The organism is Roseateles sp., assembly GCF_039595595.1.
In the GTDB taxonomy this organism is placed as follows: domain Bacteria; phylum Pseudomonadota; class Gammaproteobacteria; order Burkholderiales; family Burkholderiaceae_C; genus Roseateles.
This window is the reverse complement of sequence record NZ_JBCNLG010000058.1, coordinates 1-8,433: the sequence shown is the minus strand read 5'-3', so window position 1 is coordinate 8,433 and position 8,433 is coordinate 1. Positions and strand designations below refer to the sequence as shown.

The window sequence follows — 8,433 nt, the reverse complement described above, 5'->3', positions numbered from 1 at the left end:
GCGGCCGCGCAGACCACCCCGGCGGTGATCTTCGACATGGGCGGCAAGTTCGACAAGTCGTTCAACGAGGCCGCCTACCGCGGCGTCGAGCAGTGGAAGAAGGACACCGGCGGCAAGTACCTCGAGTTCGAGATCAGCAACGAGACCCAGCGCGTGCAGGCGATCCGCCGCATGGCCGAGCGGGGCGCGAGCCCGATCATCTCGGTCGGCTTCGCGCAGGCCTCGGCGCTGAACCAGGTGGCCAAGGATTTCCCCAAGACCAAGTTCGTCATCATCGACGAGAAGGTCAACCAGCCCAACGTGCAGTCGGTGCTGTTCAAGGAGCAGGAGGGCAGCTTCCTCGTCGGCGCGCTGGCCGCGCTGACCAGCAAGAGCGCCAAGGTCGGTTTCGTCGGCGGCATGGACATCCCGCTGATCCGCAAGTTCGAGTGCGGCTACGAGCAGGGCGCGAAGGTGGCCAATCCCAAGGTCGAGGTCTTCAAGAACATGACCGGCACGACCGCCTCGGCCTGGAATGACCCGACCCGCGGCGGCGAGCTGGCCAAGGCGCAGTTCGCCAAGGGCGTGGACGTGGTCTTCGCCGCGGCCGGCGGCACCGGTGTCGGTGTCTATCAAGCGGCCAAGGACGCCGGCAAGTTCGCCATCGGCGTGGACAGCAACCAGAACCACCTGCAGCCCGGCACCATGCTGAGCTCGATGGTCAAGCGCGTGGACGTGGCCGTCTACAACGTGCTCAAGGAATGGAAGCCCGGCATCAGCGTGCTGGGCCTGAAGGAAGGCGGCGTGGAGTACGCCGTCGACGCCAACAACGCCAAGCTGATCGCACCCGCGGTGAAGGCCAAGCTCGACGCCTACAAGGCCGACATCATCGCCGGCAAGATCAAGGTCGCCGACTACATGGCGGACAACGCCTGCAAGAACTGACCCTCGCGAGCGAGCGTTCCTGACATGACACAGCCCCCACGCGGCGCCGCCGCGCCCGCGGTCCGTCTGTGCGAGATCTCCAAGCGCTTCGGCGCGGTGCAGGCCAACCGGGCGGTGAGCCTGGCAGTGGAGCGCGGCACGGTGCACGGCCTGGTCGGCGAGAACGGCGCCGGCAAGAGCACGCTGATGGCGATCCTCTACGGCTACTACCACGCCGACGAGGGCCACATCGAGGTCGACGGCCAACGCGTCTCGATCGCCAATTCGCATCAGGCGATCGCGCTGGGCATCGGCATGGTCCATCAGCACTTCATGCTGGTGGACACGCTATCCGCGCTGGACAACGTGATGCTGGGCGCCGAGCCGGCGTTCTTCCTGTCGCGCGCCAAGCGCCAGGTGCGACGCGAGCTGGAGACGCTGATGCGCGACACCGGCCTGACGGTGCGGCTGGACGCGACGGTGGCCGACCTCCCGGTGGGCGAGCTGCAGCGGCTGGAGATCCTGAAGGCGCTGTATCGCGGCGCGCGGATCCTGATCCTGGACGAGCCGACCGCGGTGCTGACGCCGCAGGAGACCGATCAGCTGTTCGAGGTGCTGCGCCGCCTGCGCGAGCGCGGCACGACCATCCTGCTGATCACGCACAAGCTGCGCGAGGTGATGGCGCTGTGCGACGCGGTGACCGTGATGCGCGCGGGCGCCGTGATCAAGACGGCCGCGATCGGCGACACCAGTCCCGAGGACCTGGCCGAGAGCATGGTGGGCCGCAAGGTCAACCTGGGCCGCGACGGCGGCGCGGCCCAGCCGCGGGCGGAGCAGCCGGTGCTCAAGGCCGAAGGCCTGACGGTGGCGAGCGACTCGGGCTCTGGCGTGCACCTGCTGAGCCAGGCGACGCTGGCGCTGCGTCCGGGCGAGATCGTCGGCGTGGCCGGCGTGTCCGGCAACGGCCAGAGCGAGTTGCTGGAAGTGCTGGCCGGCATGCGGGCGCCCGACGCGGGCGCGCTGCATGTCGCGGGCCGCGACTTCCAGGCCGACGCGTGGATGGACCCGCGCACCGCGCGCGAGCTCAAGCTCGCGCACGTGCCGGAGGACCGCCACGCGCTGGGCATGGTGCTGAGCTTCTCGGCCTGGGAGACGGCCGCGCTGGGTTATCACGGGCAGGACCAGTACTGCGCCGGGCCGCTGGGCCTGGGCATGAACCAGCGCCACCTGCGCGCGCAGACCGCCGAGATGATGGAGCGCTTCGACGTGCGCCCGCGCAACGCGGAGCTGGGCTCGTCCAAGTTCTCCGGCGGCAACCAGCAGAAGCTGATCCTGGCGCGCGAGATCGGCCAGCAGCCGGCCGTGCTGCTGGTCGGGCAGCCGACGCGCGGCGTCGACATCGGCGCGATCGAGTTCATCCACAACCAGTTGCGCCGCCTGCGCGATGCCGGCTGCGCGATCCTGGTCGTGTCGAGCGAGCTCGACGAGATCCTCGCGCTCGCTGACCGCGTCATCGTCATGAATGCCGGCCGCATCACCGGGGAGCTCGCCATCGACGAGTGCTCCGAGAAGAACCTGGGCCTGCTGATGTCGGCGTCGCCGGCCAGTGCCGCCGATGCCGCGCCTTCCACGCCTCCGGCGCCTCCCACGAACGACAGGACCGCCCCCGCGGCCACCGCCCCATGAGTAGCCAAGCCTTGCAGATGCCGCGCTGGATGGACCTGGTCCTGCTGCCGCTGTGGAACCTGCTGATCGCGCTGGCGGTGGCCGGCGGCGTGGTGCTGCTGATCGGCGCGAGCCCGGTGCAGGCGCTGACCGTGCTGCTCGACGGCGCGCTGGGCAGCGCGCGCGGCCTGGGCTACACGCTGTACTACACGACCACCTTCATCTTCACCGGCCTGGCGGTGGCGGTGGCCTTCCACGGCGGGCTGTTCAACATCGGCGGGGAAGGGCAGGCGACGCTGGGCGGCATCGGCGTGGCGCTGCTGTCGCTGTGGCTGGCGCCCAAGCTGCCCGGCATCGTGATGATCCCGCTGGCGATCGTGGCCGCCGCGCTGCTGGGCATGCTCTGGGCCGCGGTGCCCGGCTACCTGCAGGCCTGGCGCGGCAGCCACGTCGTGATCACGACCATCATGTTCAACTTCCTGGCCGCGGGCCTGAACGGCTACCTGCTGGTGAACTGGCTGCGTCCGGCGGGCTCGATGTCGGTGGAGAGCGATGCCTTCGCCGATTCCGCGCGCATGCCCGCGGTGCATGAGGTGCTCGCGAAGCTGGGCATCGAATGGCCGTCCTCACCGCTGAACCTGTCGATCCTGCTGGCGCTGGCCGCCTGCGTCTTCGTCTGGTGGTTCCTGTGGAAGAGCCGCGCCGGCTACGTGCTGCGCGCGGTCGGCTCCAATCCCGCCGCCGCGCATTACGCCGGCATCCGGCCGCGCTGGCAGGTGCTGGCGGCGATGGGGCTCTCGGGCGCGCTGGCCGGTCTGGTCGGCGTCAACGAGATCGCCGGTGTGCAGGGCAAGCTGACGCTGGACTTCGTCGCCGGCGCCGGCTTCACCGGCATCGCCGTGGCGCTGATGGGCCGCAATCATCCGGTGGGCATCGTGCTGGCTTCGCTGCTGTTCGGCACGCTGTATCAGGGCGGCGTCGAGGTCTCGTTCGACGTCCCGGGTTTCAGCCGCGAGATGGTGGTGACGGTGCAAGGGCTGATCGTGCTGTTCGCCGGCGCGATGGCGATGGTGAGCGCGCCGATGTTCGCGAAGCTCCATGGCGCGTTCGCGCGCAAGCAGCGCGCGGCGGAAGGGAAGTCCCATGGATGAGGTGCTGATCGGCTCGGTGCTGGCGTCGACGCTGCGCGTCACCACGCCGCTGCTGTTCGCGGCGCTGGCCGGATTGCTGTCGGAGCGCTCCGGCGTGGTCGACATCGGGCTGGAAGGGAAGATGCTGTCGGCCGCCTTCGCGGCGGCGGCGGTGGCGAGCGTGTCGCACTCGACGGCGCTGGGCCTGCTGGCGGCGATCGCCGTGGCCATCGCGATGTCGATGATCCATGGTTTCGCGACGGTGACGCACCGCGGCGACCAGGTCGTCTCCGGCGTCGCGCTGAACATGGTGGCCGCGGGGCTGACGGTGGTGCTGGGCATCGCCTGGTTCGCGCAGGGCGGCCAGACGCCGCCGATCGAGGCGGCGCAGCGCATCACCGGCTTGCTGCCCCAATGGGCCGAGCCGGTGCCGGGCAGTTGGTTCGCGTCGGTGATCGGCCACGGCCTGCTGAGCCACAACGCGCTGGTGTACCTGGCCTTCGCGCTGGTGGCGGTGGTGTGGTTCTTCCTGGAGCGCACCCGGCCCGGCCTGCGGCTGCGCGCGGTCGGCGAGAACCCCGCGATGGTCGATGCCGCGGGCGTGTCCGTGCCTCGGCTGCGCTACACCGCGCTGGCGCTCAACGGCATCCTGTGCGGCCTGGGCGGCGCCTACCTGACACTGGCGCAGAACGCCTCGTTCTCGCCCAACATGACCGCGGGCCGCGGCTTCATCGCGCTGGCCGCGATGATCTTCGGCAAGTGGAAGCCGGTGCCGACGCTGTGCGCCTGCCTGCTGTTCGGCTTCCTGGACGCCGTCGCGATCCGCCTGCAGGGCGTGTCGCTGCCGGGCATCGGCGAGGTGCCGGTGCAGTTCATCCAGGCGCTGCCCTACCTGCTGACCGTGGTGCTGCTGGCCGGCTTCATCGGCCAGGCCGTCGCGCCCAAGGCGCTCAGCAAGCCGTACGTGAAGGAGCGCTGAACATGGCGTCGTCCCAGGACCTGATCGCCTCGATCGCGCTGCCGGCCGAGGTCGTCGAGCGGCTGCTGAAAGCGGCGCTGGATGCGCGCCAGCATGCGCATGCGCCGTATTCGAAGTACTTCGTCGGCGCCGCGGTGCTGGACGAGCACGGCCGCATCCATGCCGGCTGCAACATCGAGAACGCCGCCTATCCGCAGGGCTGGTGCGCGGAGACCAACGCGCTGGGCCACATGATCATGGGCGGCGGGCGCATCGCGCGGGCGGTGATGGTGACGGGCGCGGGCTCGGAGATCATCACGCCCTGCGGCGGCTGCCGCCAGAAGCTGCGCGAGTTCGCGCGGCCCGAGGAGTTGATCGTGATCGCGGGCGACGCCAGCGGCGTGCGCGCGCACTGGACCCTGGAGCAGCTGCTGCCGGCCAGCTTCGGTCCCGACCATCTCAAGAACTGACATCGACGCGGCCGTGCCGGCCGCGACAGGAGAGAACCATGTCCATGCCCCTGCAAGGCGCCGAACTCGACGCCGCCATCACCACGTCCATCGCCACGCTCAAGGCCACTTTCGGCGAGCAGGGTCCCGAAGTCGCCGTGGTGCTGGGTTCCGGCTGGGCCGGCGCCGTCGACCAGCTGCAGGACGCCAGGCACCTGCCGTATGCGCAACTGCCAGCCTTCCCGCAGCCCAAGGTCGAGGGCCACGTGGCCGAGATCGCGGTCGGCCGCGTCGGCCAGCAGCGCGTGGCGATGCTGCGCGGCCGCGCGCACACCTACGAGAGCGGCGACTGCACCGGCATGGCCGGCGCGATCCGCTCGCTCAAGGCCTGGGGCGTGAAGGTGCTGGTCCTGACGAACGCGTCGGGCAGCCTGCGCTCGCACCAGCCGCCGGGCAGCCTGATGCTGATCTCGGACCACATCAACGCGCCGCAGCGCTCGCCGCTGACGGGCCTGCCGGGCAGCGACCGTTTCTGCGACATGAGCGTCGCCTATGACCGCGAGTTGCGCGAGCAGGGCTTCAAGGTGGCGCGCGAGCACAACCGCGTGCTGACCGAAGGCGTGTATGTGTGGGCCGTCGGTCCGCACTTCGAGACGCCGGCCGAGATCCGCATGTTCGCCGCCTGGGGCGCGGACGCGGTGGGCATGAGCACGGTGCCGGAGACCATCCTGGCGCGTCACGCCGGGCTGCGCGTGGCGGGCCTGGCGCTGATCACCAACATGGCCGCGGGCATGTCGGACGAGGCGCTGACGCACGCGCTGACGCTGCAGCAGGCCAAGGCCTCGGGCGAGCGCGCGGCGGCTTTCCTGGGCCAGTACTTGGCCTCGCTGGCGACGCTGGAATCGCTCAAGGGCTGATCGCCCGGAATGGCGCAAGATCGGGGCGCCCGCCCCGGTCGCGGCGTGCCACGGGCGTGGCGGCGCCGGGGTGGATCAGTAGGGAGTAGTCGATGAAGACCGAGATCAGTCTCGAACGCGCGGCGCAACTGGCGCTGCAATGCCTGGACCTGACCAGCCTGAACGACGGCGACAGCGCCGCCGACATCGAGGCGTTGTGCGTCCGCGCCATCGGCGCGCCGGAGCGCGGCCATGTGGCCGCGGTGTGCGTGTGGCCGAAATTCGTGGCGCAGGCGCGCGCCGCGCTGCCCAAGGACATCCGCGTCGCGGCGGTCGCGAACTTCCCCGACGGCAGCCTGGACCTGCCGCGGGTGCTGGCGGAGATCGACGTGATCGCGCAGGCCGGCGCGCAGGAGGTGGACGTGGTGCTGCCGTACCGCGCGCTGATGGCGGGGCAGTCGACCGAGGTCGCGGAGTTCCTGGCGGAGGTGCGGCATGCGACGCGCCCGCTGACGCTGAAGGTGATCATCGAATCGGGCGAACTGGGCTCGGCCGCGCGCATTGCCGAGGCCACGCGCCAGGCGCTGATGGCCGGCGCGGACTTCGTCAAGACGAGCACCGGCAAGAGCAAGGTGTCGGCCACGCCCGAGGCGGCCGCGGCGATGCTGCGCGAGATCGCGGGCAGCGGGCTGGGCAACGCGGGTTTCAAGGCCTCGGGCGGGATCCGCTCGGTGGCCGATGCGCGCGTCTATCTGCAGCTGGCGCAAGAGGCGCTCGGCGCGGCCGCGTTGACGCCGCAGCGGCTGCGCTTCGGCGCGAGCGGGCTGCTCGGCGACATCGAGGCGGTGCTGGCCGGACAGGACAGCGCGGCGGTCAGCGCCGCGTACTGAGCGCGGCAGGCCGGCCGGCCGCGAGGCACCGCTGCGGGCGGGCCGCATGACGACAACACAGATCGAGGGGACGCGGCAGATGCTGGCGCAGGAAATCATTCGGGCCAAGCGCGAGGGACGCGCGCTCGACGACGCACAGATCCAGCACTTCGTGCGCGGACTGGTGGACGGCAGTTGGAGCGAGGGCCAGGTGGCGGCGCTCGGCATGGCGGTGTTCCTGCGCGGCATGGGGCGCGACGAGGCGGTGGCGCTGACGCGCGCGATGATGCGCAGTGGCCGCGTGCTGGCCTGGGCGGACATGCCGGGCCCGGTGCTGGACAAGCACTCGAGCGGCGGCGTCGGCGACAAGCTGAGCCTGATGATCGCGCCGATGGTGGCGGCCTGCGGCGGCTTCGTGCCGATGATCGCGGGACGGGGGCTGGGGCACACCGGCGGAACGGTCGACAAGCTCGAGGCGATTCCGGGCTACACGACGACGCCGGCGCCGGCGGACTTCGATCGCATCGTGCGCACGCTGGGTTGCGCCGTCATCGGCCAGACCAGCGATCTGGCGCCGGCGGACAAACGCTTCTATGCGGTGCGGGACATCACGGCGACGGTGGAGAGCGTGCCGCTGATCACCGCGAGCATCCTGTCGAAGAAGCTCGCGGCGGGCCTGCAGGGGCTGGCGATGGACATCAAGTGCGGCAATGGCGCGTTCGCGGCGACGCCAGCGTTCGGCCAGGAACTGGCGCGCAGCATCGTGGACGTGGCCGGCGGCGCGGGCTTGCGGACGCGGGCGCTGATCACCGACATGAACCAGGTGCTGGGCTGGGAAGTGGGCAACGCGCTGGAAGTGCGCGGGGCCATCGCGTACCTGAGGGGCGATCGGCCCCGCGAGGCGCGCACGCATGAGCTGACGCTGGCGCTGTGCGCGGAGATGCTGGTGCTGGGCGGGCTTGCGGCCGACACGAAGGCCGCGCGGGTGAAGCTGCAGGCGGCGCTGGACAGCGGCGCGGCGGCGGAGCGCTTCGCGAAGATGGTCGCGGCGCTGGGCGGGCCGGCGGATCTGATGGAGAGGCCGGAGGCTTATCTGACCGCGGCGCCGGTCGTGCGGGCGGTGCCCGCGCCACGCGCGGGACGCGTCGTCGCGATGGAGACGCGGGATATCGGGCTGGTGATTGTGGAACTGGGCGGCGGACGGCGCCTGCCGGGCGACGCGCTCGACATGCGGGTGGGGCTGGATCGCTTCGCGCAAGTGGGCGACGTGGTGTCGGCGGGCGATCCGATCGCCTTCGTCCACGCGGCGGACGAGGCGTCCGCGGAACGCGCGATCGCGCAGGTGCTGGCGGCGGTCAGCATCGAGGACTCGCCGCATTGGACGCCAGCGCCGCTGGTCATGGCCGAGCTCGGTTGACTGCGGGACAGCCCCCTCTCCCTCGCCCTTGTATGTAGCAAAGTACGCCCAGGCCGCCACAGGCCGACCCGCCCAGGGTAGGCGCTTGGGCGCCATACCGAGGGAGAGCGAGGGTCGTGGCGGCCGACCTCGGTTCGTCATGAACA

Annotated in this window: 8 protein-coding genes; all 8 read left to right on the top strand. The window is 70.9% G+C overall.

Going from position 1 to position 8,433, the window contains the following annotated elements; genetic code table 11:
- Window positions 1-24: 24 nt before the first annotated feature.
- The 8 genes from ABDW61_RS26365 to deoA all read left to right on the top strand — a co-directional run bounded on the left by ABDW61_RS26365 (window position 25) and on the right by deoA (window position 8,287).
- Window positions 25-924, top strand: coding sequence for a BMP family ABC transporter substrate-binding protein (locus ABDW61_RS26365; RefSeq protein ID WP_343643049.1), 900 nt, complete (start codon window positions 25-27; stop codon window positions 922-924).
- A gap of 24 nt (window positions 925-948) precedes the next feature.
- Window positions 949-2,589 (top strand): ABC transporter ATP-binding protein, encoded by a 1,641-nt coding sequence (locus tag ABDW61_RS26360; RefSeq protein WP_343643047.1) that lies wholly within the window; start codon window positions 949-951, stop codon window positions 2,587-2,589.
- Window positions 2,586-3,719 carry an ABC transporter permease gene (locus ABDW61_RS26355; protein ID WP_343643046.1) on the top strand — a complete coding sequence of 378 codons (1,134 nt, stop codon included), beginning with the start codon at window positions 2,586-2,588 and terminating at the stop codon, window positions 3,717-3,719. The genes ABDW61_RS26360 and ABDW61_RS26355 overlap by 4 nt, the downstream gene beginning before the upstream one ends.
- On the top strand, window positions 3,712-4,677 hold the full coding sequence (locus ABDW61_RS26350) for an ABC transporter permease (protein ID WP_343643044.1): 966 nt from the start codon (window positions 3,712-3,714) through the stop codon (window positions 4,675-4,677). The genes ABDW61_RS26355 and ABDW61_RS26350 overlap by 8 nt, the downstream gene beginning before the upstream one ends.
- A gap of 2 nt (window positions 4,678-4,679) precedes the next feature.
- Complete coding sequence (locus ABDW61_RS26345; protein ID WP_343643042.1) at window positions 4,680-5,126, top strand: cytidine deaminase; 447 nt, start codon at window positions 4,680-4,682, stop codon at window positions 5,124-5,126.
- Window positions 5,127-5,164: 38 nt separating this feature from the next.
- The gene (locus ABDW61_RS26340; protein WP_343643040.1) at window positions 5,165-6,022 is read left to right on the top strand and encodes a purine-nucleoside phosphorylase; all 858 of its coding nucleotides are present in this window, start codon (window positions 5,165-5,167) and stop codon (window positions 6,020-6,022) included.
- Between the two features lie 92 nt (window positions 6,023-6,114).
- Window positions 6,115-6,891: a deoxyribose-phosphate aldolase gene (deoC, locus tag ABDW61_RS26335; RefSeq protein WP_343643038.1), complete on the top strand. Its 777-nt coding sequence runs from the start codon at window positions 6,115-6,117 to the stop codon at window positions 6,889-6,891.
- A 46-nt stretch (window positions 6,892-6,937) separates the two neighbouring features.
- Window positions 6,938-8,287, top strand: coding sequence for a thymidine phosphorylase (deoA, locus tag ABDW61_RS26330; RefSeq protein WP_343643037.1), 1,350 nt, complete (start codon window positions 6,938-6,940; stop codon window positions 8,285-8,287).
- The last annotated feature ends 146 nt before the right edge of the window (window positions 8,288-8,433 follow it).